At 68.5% G+C, this 18,255-nt stretch carries 13 protein-coding genes and 3 pseudogenes; 10 read left to right on the forward strand and 6 right to left on the reverse strand.

From position 1 onward, the window contains the following. Nucleotides 1-4: 4 nt before the first annotated feature. From ADL12_RS32665 to ADL12_RS32685, 5 genes and pseudogenes are all read left to right on the forward strand, one after another. A complete protein-coding gene (locus tag ADL12_RS32665) occupies nt 5-445 on the forward strand; it encodes a MarR family winged helix-turn-helix transcriptional regulator (protein WP_482262714.1) in 441 nt (146 codons plus the stop codon). A gap of 727 nt (nt 446-1,172) precedes the next feature. Continuing rightward, entirely contained in the window at nt 1,173-1,685 is a 513-nt protein-coding gene (locus ADL12_RS32670) for a DUF6879 family protein (RefSeq protein ID WP_208614668.1), read from the forward strand. Between the two features lie 214 nt (nt 1,686-1,899). After that, nucleotides 1,900-2,562: pseudogene (locus tag ADL12_RS32675) on the forward strand (HAD-IA family hydrolase). A 109-nt stretch (nt 2,563-2,671) separates the two neighbouring features. Next, on the forward strand, nt 2,672-3,646 hold the full coding sequence (locus ADL12_RS32680) for a helix-turn-helix domain-containing protein (protein ID WP_244188136.1): 975 nt from the start codon (nt 2,672-2,674) through the stop codon (nt 3,644-3,646). Between the two features lie 161 nt (nt 3,647-3,807). Then, nucleotides 3,808-4,797: a hypothetical protein gene (locus ADL12_RS32685; protein ID WP_159053362.1), complete on the forward strand. Its 990-nt coding sequence runs from the start codon at nt 3,808-3,810 to the stop codon at nt 4,795-4,797. Nucleotides 4,798-5,210: 413 nt separating this feature from the next. On the opposite strand, the gene ADL12_RS32690 is transcribed toward ADL12_RS32685, so the two are convergent. Next, nucleotides 5,211-10,574, reverse strand: a complete 5,364-nt coding sequence (locus ADL12_RS32690) for a tetratricopeptide repeat protein (RefSeq protein WP_062708669.1) — start codon at nt 10,572-10,574, stop codon at nt 5,211-5,213. Continuing rightward, complete coding sequence (locus ADL12_RS32695) at nt 10,571-11,377, reverse strand: hypothetical protein (protein WP_062708672.1); 807 nt, start codon at nt 11,375-11,377, stop codon at nt 10,571-10,573. The genes ADL12_RS32690 and ADL12_RS32695 overlap by 4 nt, the downstream gene beginning before the upstream one ends. Nucleotides 11,378-11,737: 360 nt before the next feature. Here ADL12_RS32695 and ADL12_RS32700 point away from each other — a divergent pair, with 360 nt between their 5' ends. Next, nucleotides 11,738-12,256 carry a Pycsar system effector family protein gene (locus ADL12_RS32700; RefSeq protein WP_062708676.1) on the forward strand — a complete coding sequence of 173 codons (519 nt, stop codon included), beginning with the start codon at nt 11,738-11,740 and terminating at the stop codon, nt 12,254-12,256. Nucleotides 12,257-12,287: 31 nt separating this feature from the next. Here ADL12_RS32700 and ADL12_RS32705 read toward each other — a convergent pair whose 3' ends face one another. The 3 genes and pseudogenes from ADL12_RS32705 to ADL12_RS32715 all read right to left on the reverse strand — a co-directional run. Next, entirely contained in the window at nt 12,288-12,995 is a 708-nt protein-coding gene (locus ADL12_RS32705; protein ID WP_244188137.1) for a Crp/Fnr family transcriptional regulator, read from the reverse strand. Nucleotides 12,996-13,558: 563 nt separating this feature from the next. Then, on the reverse strand, nt 13,559-14,710 hold the full coding sequence (locus tag ADL12_RS32710; protein WP_208614669.1) for a tyrosine-type recombinase/integrase: 1,152 nt from the start codon (nt 14,708-14,710) through the stop codon (nt 13,559-13,561). Between the two features lie 138 nt (nt 14,711-14,848). Continuing rightward, a pseudogene (locus ADL12_RS32715) lies at nt 14,849-15,307 on the reverse strand (GntR family transcriptional regulator); the annotation flags it as partial. A gap of 2 nt (nt 15,308-15,309) precedes the next feature. Here ADL12_RS32715 and ADL12_RS32720 point away from each other — a divergent pair. The 3 genes and pseudogenes from ADL12_RS32720 to ADL12_RS32730 all read left to right on the forward strand — a co-directional run. After that, nucleotides 15,310-15,624, forward strand: a pseudogene (locus tag ADL12_RS32720) (ATP-binding protein); the annotation flags it as partial. Nucleotides 15,625-15,653: 29 nt separating this feature from the next. After that, nucleotides 15,654-15,965: a hypothetical protein gene (locus ADL12_RS32725; RefSeq protein ID WP_425265169.1), complete on the forward strand. Its 312-nt coding sequence runs from the start codon at nt 15,654-15,656 to the stop codon at nt 15,963-15,965. After that, the gene (locus ADL12_RS32730; RefSeq protein ID WP_062708690.1) at nt 15,962-16,351 is read left to right on the forward strand and encodes a hypothetical protein; all 390 of its coding nucleotides are present in this window, start codon (nt 15,962-15,964) and stop codon (nt 16,349-16,351) included. The genes ADL12_RS32725 and ADL12_RS32730 overlap by 4 nt, the downstream gene beginning before the upstream one ends. A gap of 61 nt (nt 16,352-16,412) precedes the next feature. Here ADL12_RS32730 and ADL12_RS32735 read toward each other — a convergent pair whose 3' ends face one another. Beyond that, the gene (locus ADL12_RS32735; protein WP_062708693.1) at nt 16,413-17,201 is read right to left on the reverse strand and encodes an SDR family NAD(P)-dependent oxidoreductase; all 789 of its coding nucleotides are present in this window, start codon (nt 17,199-17,201) and stop codon (nt 16,413-16,415) included. Nucleotides 17,202-17,323: 122 nt separating this feature from the next. On the opposite strand from ADL12_RS32735, the gene ADL12_RS32740 reads away from it, so the two are divergent. After that, nucleotides 17,324-17,962 (forward strand): TetR/AcrR family transcriptional regulator, encoded by a 639-nt coding sequence (locus tag ADL12_RS32740; RefSeq protein ID WP_062708719.1) that lies wholly within the window; start codon nt 17,324-17,326, stop codon nt 17,960-17,962. Nucleotides 17,963-18,255 lie beyond the last annotated feature (293 nt).

An 18,255-nucleotide genomic window follows, 5' to 3' on the forward strand; every position in this document is an offset into this window, starting at 1 on the left:
GGCCATGGCGATGACACAGGAGCAGGCGGAAGCACAGTGGGAGCTGGGCAAGCTCGTGCACGACCTGGACATGCAGAGCAATGCGCGCATGCGTGAATGGGTGGCCGGGCTCGGTCTGACCGTCGCGCAGGCATCGGCCCTGCGCGAGATGACCGGTCCGATGACCATGCGCGAGCTGGCCGGGCGGATGAGCTGCGAACCGTCCAATGCCACCGTCGTGATCGACAAGCTGGAGACCCTGCGGCTGATAGAGCGCCGCCCCCACCCCACCGACCGCCGGGCCAAGCAGCTTGTACTGACCCCGGAGGGCACCGAGCTGCGGGAACGGCTGCTGAAGGTCCTGACCGAGGAACCCCTGTTCGCCGGCCTGACCCAGGACGAGCAGGACGCGCTGGAGGGTCTGCTCAAGCGGGCCCTCTCCCGCGCTGAAACCCTCCAGATCTGACGCGTCAGACAGCGGAGTGCACACACGGGTGTGCGGTGCGAGGGGCTTGCTCGGATACCCGTGAGCGCGGGAGGGCGCCAGATGGCCCGGGCCTGGGTGGATCAGCCCCGCCGCCGAGCGCCGCTGGCAGGGCGTGACCGCGTGCGGCGGGCGGGCGCTACGCCTCGCCGTCTCGGGGGCCCTTCTCCTCCCTGAAGCCTCTGGCTTGGAAGATCTTTGCCCGACCAGTGGCAACGCCTAGTGACGCCGCGGGCCGCCCGTACGAACGCGAGCGCTACAGGACGTACGGCGCGGGGGAAATGCCAGATCCCTGAGAAACCGCGGCTGCTCGAAACGCTCCCCGGGGTGAGACACCACAGGTCAGATCACTGCTCCATGTAATGCGCCGCGAGACCCTACAGGCGGGGACCACATCCGTGTACGCGCCCTGCGCCGTCGACCAGGTTTCCCCGCTCGGGTTGCCACCCGGAGTCCCGGCAATTCCGGGCAGGTTCACGCGACACCTCAGTCGCGGACAGCTCTGGCACAGAGATCGTCACTGGCATCCGAGGAGGACGTCATGGCTCTGCGCGAGCTCGGCAAGGACCCGGGAGAGTCCAAAATGGCGGCTCCCCCTACAGGGGACGGTGGAGGACGCAGCACCTCGGCCAGATACATATCCCCGGCCGCGAATCAGTGGTGGAGATACCCGGGCGCATGGTGCAGTTCTTCCTGGAGGTGAAGAGGGATGACGAGGCCCCCGACGTTTGAGGAGCTGTTCCGCGACTGCCAGAGGACAGCTGTCCATCTGGAGATGCGCGACGCCTACATGAAGTCGGACCCTGCCTTCATCGACTGGAAGGCAGGTGTCGCCCTCGATCCAGCCAAGCGTTGGGCCGACTGGCACGCCATCGTCACGGAAGCGACCTCACGAGGCGTCGAGGTTCGACGTGCCCGCGTCGTTTCGACACCGGTCAGCGAGTACATCCGCTTCGAGTACGACGTTACGCATTTACTCAACATCGCCGCCGGCGAAAGCGTGCGGTGGCTCTCACGGCGCAACGCAACCGATATCGCGCTGCCGGGCAACGACTTCTGGCTGTTCGACTCCAGCCTCGTCCTCGTCAACCACTTCGACGGCGAGGGCGAGAACATGGAGGTCGAACTGACGGAAGACCCGGGGGCGACAAAGCTCTGCAAGTCGGCCTTCGAGGCCGTGTGGAAGCGAGCGACTCCGCACGCACAGTTCAAGCTGTCCTGACAGTTCGAGCAGCATCCTCGCTTGACCGTATGGAGGGCCATGCGTCCACCGCCCGGTGGGCCTGCTCCACCTCTCAAGTCAGGTCACAAAGGAGGAACCGGCACTCGGCCAGGCCGACGTGGTCGAAGGCGGAGGGCACGTCATTTCTCGTCATCCCGCGCTCACCTGGCGCGGTAGCGTCCTTCGTGAGGCCAACGGAGAGGAAGCACGCAGCATGCCGCAGCCCACCGACAGCACCAGCCCTCAGGCCCTGCGCGGGCTCATCCTGGACTTTGCCGGGGTACTGACCGCTGACCCCCGCTCCGTGCACCGCGCGTGGTGCGAGTCGGAAGGGCTCCAGCCCGAGGCATGGCGGGCCACGCTCAACGACAACCCCGAGGGACGACAGCTGTACGCGGCCCTGGAGGTGGGGCAGATCAGCCAAGCAGAGTGGAACGAGGGCACCGCTGCCCTGCTCGGCGCGCACGTCGACCCAGAGAACTTGATGGGGCGTGCCTGGTCCGGTGTGCCCACGGCGCAGCGCATGGCCGCGCTCGCGCGGGCGGCCAGGGACGCGGGATAGTGGTTGGCGCTCCTGTCGAACAGCTTTGGCCTGGACCCGTTCAATCCGTACGAGCACGCAGGCATCTGGGACTTGTTCGACGTGCACGTGGTTTCCGAGGTGGTCGGCGTAGCGAAGCCGGACCCGGCGATCTACCAGCTGGTGCTTGATCGCCTCGATCTTCGGGGGCGGGAGTGTGTGTTCGTCGACGACCATCCGGTAAACCTCCCGCCTGCCGAGGCCCTGGGCATTTCCACCGTCCTCGCGACTCATGAGGCCGACGCAGTGGCCGAGTTGGAGCGTCATCTCGGGGTGAGCGCGGCCCTGGCCGCGTAAGGGCTGGTTTCAGCCATTCGGACAACTCCGCGCGTGTCGCGGAGTGTTGACGGCCGTTGTCCGATGGGTACCGTCCGGGTCTGGCCGGTCAGGTTAGGGAGGGGCTGTCATGCAATGGTCGGAGTACACCACAGCGGAGCGCCTCAAGATTCTCCGTAGCGGCATGACCCAGGAGCAGTTGGCAGAAGCCGCCGATGTCTCTGTCGGCGTTGTCCGGAAGCTGGAACGCGGCGGCACCGCCTCCCTTCCTTCCCTGCTGTCCATCGCCTCCGCCCTCGGAACCGACATCGCCGTACTCCTCGGCCAGCAGGCACCCCGCCGCTCCATGGATCGCGACGAACGGGCCGCCCTGCGTACGCTGTCCGCCGCCACCCACGATGCCGCCATCGGTATCCCGACCGACACCGAACCCGGCACCGTCGAAGAGCTCCGCGTCGTCGTCCGCCGCGCCGACACCGCCTACTGGGAAGGCCGGTACACCGAGCTCGGCGCGCTTCTCGGGGCCCTGCTGCCCGAGGCACGCGCACGTCACGACGCTGCTGGCATACACGAGAAGGAAGTCACCGCCGGCGTTCTGGCCGATGTCTTCCAGACCGCAGGAATGGCCGCGAACGTCTGGGGCTCACGCGACCTCGCCTACGCCGCGCTCACCTACGGCCGGCAGATCGCCGTTCAGGCCGGGGACGATCTGCGTGATGCCCACCTCGCTGCCACCACGGCATGGGTCAACCTCCGTGACGGGCGGACCTCGCAGGGCTTCGCACTCGCCGCCGCCCAGGCCGACCGGATCGAGCCGAAGATGTCGGAGCACGATCCTGACCGGCTTTCGGTGTTCGGACAGTTGGTCACCAACGCCGCCGTGGCCGCCTCGCGGGGCGGCGCCCGCGAGTACCTCTCCCAGGCCCATGCGGTCGGCGCCCGCCTCGGTACCGAATACGCCCGCGGCCGACATGCCCAGCCCTACGGGCCCCTCTACGCAGCGACGCAGGCCATGAGCATCGCCGTCGCCCTCGGCGACACCGCGGGAGCACTGCGGTCCTGCACGGCGCTCATGGTGCCCACCCGGGGGCGCCCGGAGGGCTGAGGCTCGCCCGCTGTCGTCCTGGGGGGGCTTGCCCCCAGGCACCAGCCACAACCGAACTGGCATGCTCAGGGGTTGTGTTAAGACGACTACGGAGAACGGGAGCGCCCCGGTGGCGGCGTGAGGCCGACTGGCGGTCGCAGGAAGAAGCCGACCGGCAACGCATGGCACTTCGGCAGCTCGAGGTCAATCGGTCCGTGCCACCCCCAGTACGCCGGGCGCTACAGGCATGGCACGAGGCGGACGCCAAACCCCAGTTCATGCTCACCCGGTTTCTGCCCACGATCATCGCCGTGACGTGGTCGGGCCCGGCGGCCGTCATGATCCGGGGGTTACCGTTCCGCGTCGCGGAGGCGGCCAAGGGTCTGCACGCGAGCGCGGTGAAGGAATTCGACGGCACATCAGTGTGGGCGTGGGGCTTCAATTTCTTCGCCGTCTTCATGTTCGCGCTCATGTTGTTCTTCATGGGCGCACTGACCGCCGCAATCGCGTTGGGGCCGATCGCATGGGCCTACTTGACGCTGAGAGACGTGGTCCCGGCCGACCTGGCCGAGCGTCGCCGCTACCACCTGGTTCAGATGCTGTCGGGCGTTATCCGCGTCTGTGCCGAGAGCCGGGAGGCGCAGGGGGAAGCCCGGACCGCCTTACTGGAGCAGAAGCTGTTCGGCCAGCTTGCCAACGTCGAGCCGTACATCTTGCGCGCGCACCTCACTCGCAGGCCCTACAGCGTGATACCGACGCACCGCCGCCATGCCCTGAAGAAGCACGGGCGCTTGGTGGTGGCCCGGCTCAGGAAGGCCCTGGACAGCATCGACCACGACCCGGATGGGGCCCTGAAGGAATTGGCCGGGCTGCTGTTGACCGTCCAAGCACGGTATGGCGAAGGCAGAACTGGAGCACTGCTCGACCGAGAAGACACCAGGGATATCGCGGATGAGCTCAAGGAATTCGAGCCTGCCCAGAGCCGGGAGGTGCTGCGCCTGGTCGTGGCGAGCGTGCTCACGGTCGGGGGCGTGGTCGGTATCGCGCAGTTGGATCTGCCGGACATGGCCGAAGGTCCTGCTGTGCTGTTGGTCGCGATAGTCGCCTCCGCTCTGGTCTATCGGGTGCCTTGGAGGGTTGAGGAGCGCGCAGCGTTCATCGCCGGAGCTTGACCATGGCTCAGGTCGGTGTCTGTGCTGGGGCTACAGGATTGCTCAGCCTTGGGGTGCACGGCCCCATCCCCGTAAGTACACTATGCCGACTCGTGCACGGAGGGCGCGTGCGAGAACGTGCAAGACGGCGTGCAAGATCGTGCGAAAACCCCAGGTCAACCGGGGTCACCCGAGGACAGCCGGAGTGAGCGCGAATCCGCAGGCCAGCGACACGAAAACCTCTGTGACCTGCGGCGATGGATTCGGGGCGGGTGGGCTTCCCAAGCTGAGAGCGCGGGTTCGATTCTCGTCACCCGCTCCAGCACGAACCCCCAGGTCAGGGACCCGGAGGTTCTTTGTTGCCAGATCTTTTCCCGCCCTCACACCCTCCGTATGCCAGCTCCCTGCCAGACCTTGTGCCCGGTCAGGCCGAATCAGGGCGGGCGGTGGTCGCCCCGCCTCAGGCCCCGTTCGGCTTTCTCGAGTTGGCCCAGGGCCGCGTGCAGGCCTTCGGCGTTGCCTATTTCACGGCAGAAGTCGACGGCTCGCTGATTTGTGGTGACGGCCTCCGGGTAGTGACGTGCGGCCACCAGGGTGCCACCCAGCAGGACGAGGAACCAGCTCTCCGCAAGCCGGTCTCCGATTTCTCCGTACACCCCATGAAGCCTCCGGAACAAGGGGAGGGATTCTTCGGGCCGCCCCGCCTCCGCGATACCGCGGCCGACTTCGAACAGTGCCCGCATCTCGAGCTCGTGCCTCCGCATCCTGCGGTACAGGGAGGCGGTCCGCAGAGCGACGGTCGCGGCCTGCTCGTACTGGCCCGCCTTCACCAGCGCCTTGCCGAGATGGAACAGTGCCGTGCCCTGAGCGCTCTGGGCGCCGGTCTCGCCGTATGTCGTGGCGGACCGCGCGTAGGCCGTGACGGCTTCCTGGGTTCGGCCGGCTTTCAGGAGTGCGTCGCCGAGACGGAAGTTGGCCTTGCCTTCACCGTCGCGGTCGCCGACTTCGCCGTAGATCGTGGCGGCCCGGGTGAGGGCGGCGATGGCTTCCTTGAGCCGGTCCAGCGCCAGGTGAGCGCGGGAGAGGAGGAGGATCGCGAAAGCTTCCTGGGAGGGGAAGCCCAACTGCCGCAGGATGTCGGCGGCTCGCTGGTAGGCGGTCACGGCCTCGTCGTAGCGCGCCTCGTTCAGAAGGACATCGCCGAGGCCGATCCGGCCTATCGCTTCGTCGCGCTCTTCACCCGTCTCCTGGCAGCGGGTCACGGACCTCTGCCAGGTGGCGATGGACTCGTCGATCCGCCCCACCGACTGCAGGGCGTCGGCCAGGTGGCGCAGGGCGTAGGCCTCGACCTGGTGGTCGCCGGTCTCTTGGGAGATCGCCGCGGCCCGCGCACACCAGGTGATCGCCTCCTCGTACTGTCCCGCGCTCTCCAGGCCGAGGCCCACGTTGCACACGGCCCGGCCCTCGTTGGCGCGGTCACCGAGTCGCTGGTGGAGCTCGGCTTCTCGCATATGGACGGTGACGGACTCCGCGTACCGGCCCACCCCGCTCAGGTCGGAGCCGAGAAAGCCCGATGTCCTGGCCTCGCCGCTGAGATTGCCCGCGTCGCGGTACGCCGCGACGGCCTGCCTGCGGGCGGCGATGGCCTCGTCGACACGTTCCAGATCCTCCAACGCGGCTCCGAGGCCTCCCCACGCCGATCCCTCACCGTCGCGGTCACCGGTCTCGCGGTGGACTCCGACGGCCCGTTCCCAGACGGGCACGGACTGCTCGAACCGCTTCAGGTACGAGAGGACGAGGCCGACGCCGAGGAGCGCCGTGCCCTCGGCCGGGCGATCACCGGTCTCCCGGCGGATCGTGCTCTCCCGTACGTACGCGGTGAGGGCCTCCTCGTAACGACGCACCGAGAAGAGGCTGACGCCGAGTCTGTGCAGCATGACGGCCTCGCGCGGGCGGTTGCCGACCGCGCGGTAGAGGGCGGCGGCCTGCTCACAGACGGGTACGGCCTCCTCGTGCCGTTCCGCATTCATCAGAGCCTCGCTCCGGTTGCACAGCGCATCGGCTTCGTGGCCGCGGTCGCCCGCCTCGCGGAAGAGGACGGCGGCCTTCCCGCACGCGGCGGCGGCCTCCGCGAACCGGCCCGTGTTCGCGCAGGCACCGCCCAGATTGACCAGTGCCCCGGCCTCGTTGTCGCGGTCATCGGTCTGCCGCAGGAGGACGACGGCCTGCTGGCAGACGGTGATGGATTCCTCGAATCGCCCCGCGCGTGCCAGGACGCCGCCGAGCCTGCCGAGCACCTGGCCCTCCTGCTTGCGGTTGCCTGTCTCGCGCAGGAGAGCGGCTGCTCGCTCGTAGGCGGTGACCGACTCCTCGAAGCGGTTCAAGCTGTACAAGGCGTAGCCCAGTCTGCTCAGGGAGTCGGCCTCACCACCGCGGTTGCCCCTCTGCCCGTAGACGGCGGCGGCATGCCGGAGGGGTGCGAGGGCCTCCTCGAACCGTCCGAGTTTCACGAGGGCGTTGCCGAGATTGTGCAGCGGCGGGCCCTTCGAGGCGTTCCGAGTGGCGCTGTTCTCCTCGAAGACGGCGAGGGCTCGCCGGCTGACGGTGACGGCTTCCTCGTACCGCTCCGCCGCCGTCAGCGCGTCGCTTTGGTTGGTCAGCGCGCCAGCTTCGAGGTGCTGCTCACCTGTTTCCCGGTAGACGGCCGCGGCCCGCCCGGCGGCGTCGGCGGCCTCCTCGGCCCTCCCCAGCCGGGAGAGGAGCCCGCTGAGATTGACCAGCGCCATGGCTTCCATGCCGCGTTTGCCGATCTCCCGGAAGAGGGCGGCGGCCCGCTCGCACGTCGTGGCCGCCTCCGCGAGCCGTCCCATCGTTCTCAGGGCGATGGCGAAGTCATTGAGCAGGTTCGCCGCGCCGTCCCGGTCCCCGGTCTCGAGACGGACGGTCGTGGCCCGTTCGAAGGCGGTGACGGCTTCCTCGAACTTCTCCAGCTCGACAAGGGTCTTGGCGACGTCGGCCAGTAACGTGGCGAGGCCAGAGAAGTCGGAGCCGGGGCCGGCCTCGGCCAGCCGGCGGTACAGGTCGGCGGCCTCCTGCCTCGCCACCAGGACTTGCTCGTTGGGTACCTGCGGGGCGAAGGACACCCGGGTCAGGTCTTCCGCGCTCTCGCTGAGGCCGATGGCAGGGTGGGCCGCGATCAGCTTCCGGTACAGATCGGCGGCTTCCTGGTAGACGGGCCGGGCCTGCTCCCGGCGATCCATGTCCAGCAGCCGGTTGCCGAGGCTCTCCAACGACCGGGCGAGACCCAGGTGATGGGCGGCGAAGTTGGTCCCGGCCAACTGTCGCTGGATGGCCACGGCCTCCTCGGCCGATGCCGTTGCCTGATCCTTGCGGCCCACTCGCGAGAGGCACGAGCCGAGGTTGAGCAGCGCCGTCGCCAGGTCGGGATGGTGGGCGGCGGGGTTCGCGGCGGCCAGTTCGCGGTAGAGGCCGACGGCCTCCTGGGCCACGGCCAGTCCCTCCTCGGCGCGGCCCACGCCGAACAACGCGCCCCCGAGGTTGATCAGAGCCGTGGCGAGGTGAGGGCTCTGGGCCGCCGGGTTGTCCACTGCCAGTTCGCGGTAGAGGTCGGCGACCTCCTGAGTGGGGGCGAGGGCCTCCTCGGTACGGCCCATGTCGAGCAGCATCGCACTGAGATTGCCCAGCCCGTTCGCAAGGTCGCTCCGCCGGCCGGCGGGGTGGTCGGCGGCCAGCTTCCGGTACAGGTCGGTGGCCTCCTGGGTGGCGGCCAGGGCTTCTTCACCGCGGCCATGCTCGGAGAGTCGGATACTGAGCCTGGTCAGCGACTCCAGCAAGGCGGGCCGGAAGGCGGCCGGGTCGGTCTCGGCCAGCTGGCGGCAGATCGCGACGGACTCCTCGGAGAGGAAGAGTGCCTCCTCCCAGCGGCCCACGGCGGACAGCCACTCGGCGAGGTTGCCCAGCGAATTCTCCAAGCGGCTGACGTGGCCAAGGCGATCGGGATCGTCGGGGTGGTCGGGGGCGGCCTTGACGAGCTGGCGGTGCAGGTCGACGGCCTCCTCTGCCGGGGCGATCGCCTCCTCCCTGCGGCCAGCGTTGGCGCGGCGCCACGCCAGGGTCCCGTACAGCCAAGCCCGCTCGCCGGGGTCCGTCGTAGTGGACAAACGGTGGGCGACCAGGACCTCCATGACCGCGAGGATGCCGATGTCCAGGTTGACGTCGCGGCCCTCGGGCAGCCGGGACTCGATTGCTTCCAGTACGGCCAGCAGGGCGGGGTCGATGGCGCCGTCCGGACCGGTCGTGTCGCCGAGGGCGGCGATCGCGGTCAGGGCGGGGCTGCCGGCGGCGACCGCGAGACCGGGATCGCGGCGCAGCAGGGGGTACAGGACGTCCTTGCCGATATGCGCCCAGCGATCGGCGGCCGACGCCAGGAAGGTCACCGCGCGCGGGGAGATGGCCGCCCGGAGATCGTCCTTCTCAGGCTCCTCGGCGGACTCGGCCGTCAGAGTCTCGGGGGCATCGCCCGCCCAGGGATCGGGTTCGTAGGAGCTGATGTCGTGCCCAGGGGTGAGCAGGCCGAGGAAGTCCTCCGCGAGCCGGTCGGGATAGAGGGGCTCCAGGACCGTTCTGCGGTCGGCGGGCGGATAACAGAACCTGTGATCGTCCAAGAGGTGGTCGTGCGGCTGGGGCAGGTCCAGCTTCCGCAGGGCTCGTTTCGCGGTTCTCTGGCCGACCGGTCCGGTCAGTACGGCGGTGAACACGGTCTTGGCCATGATGGACGGTCCGGTCCGGTAGTCCTGCCGATGTCCTCCGGCCTCGAAGAGCTTCTGCCACGCCAGGCGTTCGCGGTCGAGGAGATAGGCCGACAGCTGGTGCGGTTCGGACGGAGCCGGCTGTGCGCCCCGTTTGCGGGCGTCGACCGCGACCAGGGCGGCCATCTGCAGGTTCAGCGGCAGTCCGAAGTCAGGGTGGTCGAGGGAGCCGGGCGGCTGGATGCTCGCCGCGTCCGAAAGGCTGTACAGGTCCGCTTCGGCGTAGCGGTCGCGGGCGGCGGTGAACATCCGCTGCCGGTCCTCGGCCAGCGGGGGAAGCAGCAGGTCGTCCGCGGCGGCGCGGCGGTCGGCCAATTCGGCCCGCAGGGCCGCGAACCAGCGGACGGTCCGGCCGATGAGCAGAACACGGGTGGGCCGCCGCTCGTGGAGAACGGTGTAGGACAGCAGGCGTTCCAGCTCGCTGTGCGCCCATCGGTCCGCGTAGTCGACCACGAGGAGCACGCGGGCCGCGTCACCGGGCGGGGCAATGCCGTGGCGCGGGACGGCGGGGCCGGGGAGGGCGCCCTGGAGTCCCGCCTGCAGGACGTGCCATCGCTCCTCTCCCCGCAGGCTCCGGGTCTGTTCGGCGAACTCCGTGGCGAGCCGGGTCTTGCCCTGACCGCCGGGAGCGTGCAGCAGCAGGACCGACAAGCGGGCGTCCCGGGCGTCCCGCCATTGCTTCAGGCACTCCAGCTCGGCTTCCCGGCCGACGAAGGGCACGACCTGGCTGTGTGCGTCCAGCAGACGGCTGGGCTGCGCCATCAGCCAGGTGACGTCGGCGGCGGCAGGAGAGGGGAACTCCTCGATCGTGGGGAGGCGCGAGCCGTAGATGTTGTTGACCGTGGCCGTCGCGCCCGGGCCCTGGGCGAGCGCACCGCCGTCGGACGCGTGCCCCTCGTAGTAGTACTGGGGGGCCTCGGAGTCCTCGGGGATCCCGGGGTTCTCAGGGTTCTCAGGGTTCTCTGTCACTGTCGGCCGCCGTTGTAGTTGTTGACGACAGCGCTGGCGCCCGGACCCTGGGCGGCCGCGCCGCCGGACGCCACATGCAGGGTGTAGACGTCCCCTCGCGCCGCCTCCCCACCGGCGCGGCCGTTGTCGCCGCCCCCAGGGCGACCGGCCACCGGCGTATCGCCCGGCGCCGTCCTGTCCAGATCCGTTTCTGCATCCGACTCCGACCCCAGGTCAAGTTGCCGTACATCGGTACCCGGCACCCAGATCCAAGCCTCCCCCCGGTACTCCTTCTCCTCGACCCGCACATGCCGGAACTCCTCCGCCCGGAGGCTGGTGTACGCCGCCGCTTTCACGACGTCGTGGAAGACACTCTCGGACAGACCGACGGCCAGGCAGGCATCCGACGCCTTCACCAGGGCGGCACGCAGGGCCGCGCAGTCGCGGATGCGGCCGAGTTCGACCGGTGCCGGACCGACGAAACCATTGGCGCCCAGCGAGGCTGGGCCGAAGTGGACGGCCGCCCTGAGCCGCAGCCATGTCTCCCGCTTCCGGTTGTGGTTGAAGGTCCTCAGACCGGCGTCCAGGCCACGCATGAACGTGTCGACCAGGACAGGCTCGGAGGCGTCCTCGGGCAGAACCACGAACAGCGAGTCCCCGCCCTCCTGCGTCACCCATCGCCTGCGGTCCAGCCGGGCAGCGCCGGCCGCTTCACCCAGCAGCCGCTTGATCGCCTCTTGGAACTCGCGTTGCGTCACCTCGTCTGCGCGGCCGTACCCCTCCGCATCGACCGACAGCAGCAGTCTGCGCTCGAACTCTTCCATGCCGCCCCGTTCATCCAGACCGTCCTCGACATGACACCTCTCGGCCTACACGTGCCGCGCGGGCGAAGATGCCGTTTCACTCAGTTCCCCCGAAAATCAACGGAGTCACCACACGCCGACACCGACGCCCAGTGCCGTCGCGAGGTCCCCGGGAAGAACACCGGCGCCCGCTCCCCCTCATACGGGCGCCGGTACTCAAGTCATACAACTGTCCGCCGCCGTGAACCCCGTGGAAGTACGGAATGCCGAGATCCGGGAGTTGCTCATGAGGTCGCGAGAACCCACAGAAGTGACTGGTTCGGTCCGGCGACCGCCCGCCTACTGGACGGAGCACACCCGTGTCGACCGGAGGAGACGTAAATGACACCGACCGACCATGCAGCCGGCCACCGCCCCGCGCAGTACATGTTCACCGCCCTGCACACGACCCACCAGCACGCGGACGCGAAAGCCGGCATCCTGGCGGCGGTGCAGGCGGCGCTGGCCGGCACCGCGGGGACGTGGAGTGGCCGGGCCGTGCTCGCCTGCGAACAGGGGGGCGTGCCCGGATGGTTTGCCGGGACACTGCTGGTCGTGTTCGTCTGCGGCCTGGTCGGTGGCGCGGTGAGCCTGGCAGCGACGTTGATCCCGCGGATACTCAAGGACCCGGCCGTCAACCGGTACAGCTTCGTCCAGCTCGCGTCGGGCGCCGACATCCTGCCCTCCGACGGCGTGTCCGCGGACGAGGCCGCGGATCGCAGGGAGTTGTCGCGGGCCGTACGGTTCCTCGCTCGCGTCGCCGTACGCAAGTATCGGTGGCTGGCGGGGGCGGTGGTGTGCACGGCGGTCATGGGCGTGAGCGCCGGGCTGAGCGTGACCTTGCAGCATGTGCTGGTCTGAACCCGGTAGGAACCCGTCCTGCGCCTGCGGGCTACGGTCCTTCGTCCGGCAGGTCCGCGAGCCGCCTGAGCCTGGGCAGGTCCCGGATGACGGTGGAACGGTAGCCGGTCTCCAGCAGGCCCTCGGCGCGCAGTTCACGCAGGACCTTCTGGATCGTCGTCACGGCGGCGCCGATCAGCGTGGCCAGTTCTGGCTGCGTCAGTCGGCAGCCGATCACCACTCCACCGGCCCGGGACGATCCGTAGACCGCGGCGAGTTCCACCAGCAGCCGGGCCAACCGCACCTTCGCCGGATACCCGCGGAAGTCCAGCCGCCGCCGGTTCGCCCAGCGCAGGCGGTTGGCGACAATGCCGGTCAGGGCCATGGAGACCTCCGGCCGTCGCAGTAGCAACTCCCGCAGCACACCGGCCTGCACCACCCGGGCGGTCACCGGGCCACAAGCGGTGACCGTCGCCGAGCGCGGAGCCCCGTCCATGGCCGCCATCTCGCCCACCGTGTCTCCGGCGGCCCTGACCGCGAGGAGTGAGGCCTCACCGTTCTCCACGGTCGCGGTGACCTTGGCGAAACCGGACAACAACAGGAATACGTGCCGGTCGTTCATCCCTTCTCTCAGCAGCACGGCACCCACGTCGAACCGGACCTCGGTTCCCAGGCCGAGCAGGTCCCACCGCGCCGGGGGTGACAGCACCCCCAGCAGACTGCGCGCGGGCCACTCGTCGAGCCCGATGGGCACAACCACGTGTATCCCCCTGTCTCCGTCTGCGGTCGGGCGTGGTTACCCGAACATCATCGTGCCGGTTGGAGCAGCCCGGTGGAACAGGACTGCGGTGAACGGCCTACGCGATGACGGGGAGAGCGCGAGCGGGTTCCGTGCTGACGCGGCAGCAGCGGAGCTGGGCGGCGATCACCGCGGGCCCTGGACTGCACACGTTGCCCAGGAGTGTGCTTCTGCAGGCCGACGGATCGGCGGCACCTCACACCCGGAGATCCAGTACCGCAACGGACCAGGCTCGTCTCCTCACTGCGCCCCCGTGCAGGGTCGTGCCCATAGCATGCCCATAAGACCGGACAACCACGGTCAACAGCGGAGCGATCCCGTGCCCTCGCACGTTACGCCAGAGCACATACGACCAGGTCAGAAGCCATTCGGCTCCGCAAGCGCCGTCGCTTCCCAAGCTGAGAGCGCGAGTTCGATTCTCGTCACCCGCTCCAACACAAACCCCCAGGTCAGAGACCCGGGGGTTGTTTGTTGTCTAGACCGGTAGGCGGCTCGCGCACCACAACCGCACCATGGGCACTCGGCTAGCTTCCTGTGGCCTTCTCCTTGTGGTGCGCGGGGTTGTCGCTTTGCTGCTTGTGGTGCTTCGCACGCTCGGCGCGGACCATGTCGTCGAGGCCGGCCGCTACATCGCGCTGCCGCTCCTGGTCGGAGTGCTGATAGATCAGCGCGGCCTTCTCGGAGGACTGCCCGGCACGGACCATCGTGTCCTTGAGGGTCGCGCCCGAACAGGTCGAGAGCGTGTGCCCGGTGTGACGAAGGTCGTAGAAGCGGAAGCCGTCCGGGAGGCCGGCGACAGCGCGTGCACGTCTCCACTTCCGGCCGAAGGGGGTGCGCCGGAAGGGAGCTCCCTTCTCGCCGACGAAGACCAGGCCGTCGGGCGCCTTCTCGGCGAACCAGGCGAGGTGCTGTTTCACCTCCTTGTGAAGGAAGGCGGGGAGGACGATGGCACGGACGCCCGCGTCCGACTTGGTCTCGCCGGGAGCGCGCTTGCCGTTGGTCCGCTCGGGCTCAGCAACGCGGACACGGATCACCAGGTTGTCGAGGTCGACGTCCCGGCGGCGGATGCCGGCCAGTTCCTCGGGGCGCATCGGGCCGTATGCACCGAGGTAGACCATGAAGCGCCACCGGATGCCGATCGCGTCCGCGAGGGCGTCGACTTGGGCGACGGTGGCGATACGGCGTTCGGCGGCTGACTCCTTGCCCGCGCCCTTGATTCGGCACGGGTTGCGGGTGATCAGGTCGTCGTCGACCGCGGTCTCAAGGATGCCTTTGAGGAGGCGGTACGCCTTGGCGACGGCCGTCTTGGCTTTGGTGGTGCGGAGACGCTCGGCACGCCATTCACGCACTCGCGGAGCAGTGATCTCGTCGAGGTCGAGTTCGCCGAACGTCGGGAGGATGTAGAGCCGAAGAAGGTGCTTGTACAGGTCGTCGGTGCGAACAGCCAGCTCCCGTTCCTCGACCCATTTCTCTGCGTAGATACGGAAGTTGACCGCCCCGGCGTCGGGAGCGCGCCAATCCCCTCGGGTGAGATCTGCCTCGACCTGGGACAGCCAGACTTCCGCGTCCTTCTTGGTCTCGAAGGTCCAGCGGCCGGACCTGTACTGCCTCACTGCACCGAAGCGGCGGCGCCTGCCCTTCTTGTTGGCCCTCCCAGGAGAAGGTTCGTCAAGCACTCCTCGCCTGGGTGGCCCACAAGCCGGACTGGCGCGACGGCTTCATGTGGAACAACATCGGCGCCCTGTTCGGCGCGCCGACCATCGAAGCCACGGACTAGCCCATCCCCTGGCGTCGCACTGCTGCCGATCATGCGATCAGGTCGCCGGGAGCTGGTACGACAGCACGTACGCGTCAGCCGCCATCACGGTGTCGCAGACCTCGACGGCCCGCCCCTCGCTGTCGAACGCGGTCCGGATCAGGTGAATGACCGGCACACCGGAGGCCAGCCGCAGTGTCTTCACCTCGGCGGGCGAGGGCATCCGGGCGCGGATCTCCTCTTCGAAGTGGTCGAGGCGGTGGCCGAGTTCTTCGAGACGGGCATAGATGCCACCGGGCCCGGGGTTGGGTTCGGCGATCTGCGTACCGCGGGCGATGTCGAACGGCAGGAGGGACGTCGCGAACTCGACCGGCCGCCCGTCCAGCAGATACCGCCGCCGACGAGCCAGCACCCGCCGCACGGAACCGAGCCGCGCGGAGACGTCCGGACTGGCCTTCTCCTCCTTGACCTCCAAGCTGTCGACCTGCGGGTGACTGCCGGCGGCGTCGGCCTCGACACGCTGAGGGCGCCGAACTGATCGTGAGCGAGCTGAGCGCGAACGCCATCCTTCACACGGCCAGCGGGCACGAGCGCGGCAGCTTCCACCTGGCCCTGGCGGTCTCCGCGCAGGCGGTTGCCCTCTCGGTGACAGACGAGGGAGGCACTGCCGGCGCTCCGAAGGTGGAGGACCAGGACCAGGAGGCCGAGCACGGCAGAGGCTTGGGCATGGTCAGCGCGATCGCCCACCGGGTGGCGGTCTACGACAGCGACAACGGCCACACCGTCACGACGGAGGTCTACCGGGACGATCACCCCGAAGGCCACCCATGCTGAGGACGACGGCCGCCGAAGACTTACCCGCAGTGCGATCGACCGGCGAATACCTCTGTCGGGCAGCCGCCTACCCCCTGCACGAGGCGAGTTCCATCCCCCTGGGATCACACGACGCGGCAAGCCCCCGCCTGGCACTGCGTTGGCTCCGCGAGCGCACGAGCAACATCACCGACCAACTCGACGCCGCATACGCCCAGCCCGGCCACTACTGGCTCACAGACGAGGCCGAGCACGAACAAGCCCTCGCCTACCTGACGACGGGCACGGCCTACCGACTCACGCTGTACGACGAGACCACGTGCTACGTCCTCGTGGCGTACCCGCCAGGAGACACCCCGTGAACCAACTCTCCCGCGGCTACTGGTGCGAGTGCTGGACCCACGACCTCACCGCGCGACGACGACCGGCACTCCTGGCATCCATCGACGCCTACACCGCACCCCAGGCCAACAGATGGGTCGCAGCCACAATCCACACCATCGCACCGTCACTGGACCCCGAAGCCTCCGACGAGGCATGGACCTGGCTGTACGAGGGCCGCATCGAAACCCGCCGAGCCCTCCTACGCTCGGAGCCCTGTACGGTGTCCGTCACCCAGGACACCACCCGCATCACCTGGACTATCCGACCCGTACTCTTCCTGCCGCTCGCCAACCGCCAAGGCGCCGAACTCCCAGCCTGCGCATACGACTTCAAGCGCCACGCGTCCGTGTCGAGTCTCAGTTGATGGTTGACGCCTTGAACAAGAGGGGCGCCCGCGGCTGCACGCTCCGTACTGCAATGCCGGCTCAAGCTGCGATGTCGGCTTCGGGTTGGAGTGCAGGGCCGAGCAGCAGCCCCCCGTCCAGGACGAATTCCGAGCCCGTAGCGAAAGATGCGTCCTGGGAGGTGATGAAGAGCAACAGGCGGGTGATCTCGCAGGGTTCGGCGAGGCGGGGGATGGCGAAGGGATCGGGCGAGTAGAAGTCGGCGATGGCCGGCTGGCCTGCGACGGTGGGTTCGTTGATCAGCGGTGTGGAGACGACGCCGGGGTGGATGGAGTTGACCCGGATGTTGTCGCGCCCCAGCTCCAGCGCGGCCGTCTTGGTCAGCCCGCGCACGGCCCACTTGCTGGCGGTGTAGGGGGCGTAGAAGGCCGTGCCGCCGTGGGCCATGGTCGAGGCGATGTTGACGATGGTTCCGCCACCGCCCCTGCGCATCGACGGAGCCACGGCCCTGATGCCGAGGAACTGGCCGGTGACGTTGACGCTGAAGGTGTGCTCCCAGGTGCGGAGTTCGGTGTGCTCGATAGGGGCCGCCGGGTTCTGGACGCCCGCGTTGTTCACCAGGATGGTGACCGGCCCGAAGTGGCCTTCGACTTCTCGCACCGCCGCCGCCCAGTCGTCCTCGCTGGCGACATCCAGGTGAACAGACAGAGCCCGATGACCGAGCTGAGCAGCGAGATCGCCGCCGGCGTCGTCGTCGCGGCCGGCAATGACGACGTTCGCCCCCTCGTCGTGGTAGCCCTGCACATGACTGCTGCCCATGCCCCCGCTGCCGCCTGTGACGATGACGGTCTGGCCCTCAAAGCGTCCCATGATGCATCCTTCCAGGCTTACATTAATGGCGATCCGAGTGACTCACCTCTTCTCTCAAGGTAAGAGCAGGGCTAGAGGTGAGTCAAGTGACTCACCTCGCCGTGAGAGGCATACTGGAGGACATGACGGCACAGCCATCGGAATACCACCGGCGGGTGGCAGCGCAGAAGCGGACGTCCATCATCGAGGCAGCGACGAAGCTATTCCTCGACTCCGGCTACGACGGCACCTCGCTGGCCCGCATCGCCGAGGCGGCCGGAGTGTCGAGGGCGACTCTGTTCAAGCAGTTCACCACCAAGGCGGCCCTGTTCGAGGCGATCGTCACCGAACACTGGAAGGTCGACGACGAGGAGGCGCCCCTCCCCGAGCCAGGGAACCTCCGCGCAGGGCTTGAGACCATCGGACGCCGATACGTGGCGCTTCTCACCCAGCCCGGCATGGCCGCCCTCTTCCGCATCGTCATCGCCGAGGTGCCGCGCTTCCCGGAGCTCGGCGAGACCCAGTTCAAGCTCGGCAAGATGCCCTACTTCGAATCGGTCCGCCGCTACCTGGCAGCCGAAAACGCCGCTGGTGCGGCACGACTTGACGATGCGGAGATGGCGGCGACCCAATTCCTCGGAATGATCTCCAACCATGTGTTCTGGCCGCGGATGCTGCTCGCACGCTGGGAGCCCGACGACTCCGCCATCACCAACGCGGTCGACCAAGCGGTGCTGACCATGCTCGCCCGATACGGCGCGCCGGGGACCCCCGGTGCCTGAGGCACCAGGCGCCCCACCGCTCTGCGTAACCACCCGATATCTCCCGCACAGGCAGGCCCTCGACCCCGTCGGATACACAGTCGCCCACACAGTGCCGGAGCTCCTTGGAACTGCCGCCTTCGAGATGAGGCGCGCCCGTTAGCCCGCGGCACTGCGGTCGATCGAAGTCAAAGGCCGATTGCGGGACATCCCTTAGGGCTTGCAGATCATTAACACGTCGTCTTGATCATGCTGTTGAGGTTGTTGGTCTGAGCTCGAACCCGAGCCTGGAGGGCTGTGAGGGCGGCGGGCGG

This window comes from Streptomyces regalis (assembly GCF_001509475.1).
Lineage (GTDB): Bacteria > Actinomycetota > Actinomycetes > Streptomycetales > Streptomycetaceae > Streptomyces > Streptomyces regalis.

Coding starts and splice junctions, on each gene's coding strand:
- ADL12_RS32665 (WP_482262714.1), top strand. CDS start 5: ATGGCGATGACACAGGAGCAGGCGGAAGCACAGTGGGAGCTGGGCAAG.
- ADL12_RS32670 (WP_208614668.1), top strand. CDS start 1,173: ATGACGAGGCCCCCGACGTTTGAGGAGCTGTTCCGCGACTGCCAGAGG.
- ADL12_RS32680 (WP_244188136.1), top strand. CDS start 2,672: ATGCAATGGTCGGAGTACACCACAGCGGAGCGCCTCAAGATTCTCCGT.
- ADL12_RS32685 (WP_159053362.1), top strand. CDS start 3,808: ATGGCACTTCGGCAGCTCGAGGTCAATCGGTCCGTGCCACCCCCAGTA.
- ADL12_RS32695 (WP_062708672.1), bottom strand. CDS start 11,377: ATGGAAGAGTTCGAGCGCAGACTGCTGCTGTCGGTCGATGCGGAGGGG.
- ADL12_RS32700 (WP_062708676.1), top strand. CDS start 11,738: ATGACACCGACCGACCATGCAGCCGGCCACCGCCCCGCGCAGTACATG.
- ADL12_RS32735 (WP_062708693.1), bottom strand. CDS start 17,201: ATGGGACGCTTTGAGGGCCAGACCGTCATCGTCACAGGCGGCAGCGGG.
- ADL12_RS32740 (WP_062708719.1), top strand. CDS start 17,324: ATGACGGCACAGCCATCGGAATACCACCGGCGGGTGGCAGCGCAGAAG.